Genomic DNA, 688 nt, shown 5'->3' with positions numbered 1-688 from the left:
CGCAGCGCCCCGTTCGGCCTGCTGCCGTTCTCCCGCGCCCGCGGCGGCACGGACTCCCTGGTGTTCACGTGGGCGGCGGAGGCGGCCGGGCTCACCCACGGGCACCCGACCGGCAAGCTCGCCTCCGGCGCGCTCGCCGTGCTGATCGCCCGGCTCGCGGCCGGAGAAGGACTGGACGCGGCTCTGGACGCCGCGATGGCGGAGCTCGCCACCCGCGAGCACCACGAGGAGACCACCCGGGCCCTGCGCGGCGCCCGCGAGGCCGCCGCGGACCGGCCCGCCACGGCCGAGACCGTCGAGGAGCTCGGCGGCGGCTGGATCGCGGAGGAGGCGCTCGCCATCGCGGTGTTCGCCGCGCTCAAGCACCCCGGGCCCGGACCGGAGGCCTTCCTGGACGCGCTCTCACTCGCCGTCACCCACTCCGGCGACAGCGACTCCACCGGCGCGATCTGCGGGAACATCCTCGGCGCGCTGCACGGCGAGACCGCGGTGCCGCCCGAACTCGTCTTCGAGGTGGAGGGCCGCGCGACGCTGCTCGTGCTCGCCGACGACTTCGCCTACGAGTTCACCGCCTCCGGGCGGCTGCACGACGACCACCGGCCCGAGGACCGCTGGCGCCAGCGCTACCCGGGAGGCTGACCAGGCGAACCCCGCTCCTCCCCGAGGGCGCCCACCGAACGACGGCCGG

The 688-nt window shown here is 76.7% G+C and carries 1 protein-coding gene; it reads left to right on the top strand.

Annotation, left to right across the window (positions count from 1 at the left end; translation table 11 throughout):
* Positions 1–639 (top strand): ADP-ribosylglycohydrolase family protein (locus DEF28_RS26655; RefSeq protein ID WP_147281114.1); only part of this gene is annotated, 639 nt, incomplete at its 5' end.
* Positions 640–688 lie beyond the last annotated feature (49 nt).

Source organism: Marinitenerispora sediminis, assembly GCF_003336425.1.
GTDB lineage: Bacteria > Actinomycetota > Actinomycetes > Streptosporangiales > Streptosporangiaceae > Marinitenerispora > Marinitenerispora sediminis.
The sequence above is the reverse complement of the archived record's forward strand: the minus strand, read 5'-3'. Positions and strand labels throughout refer to the sequence as shown.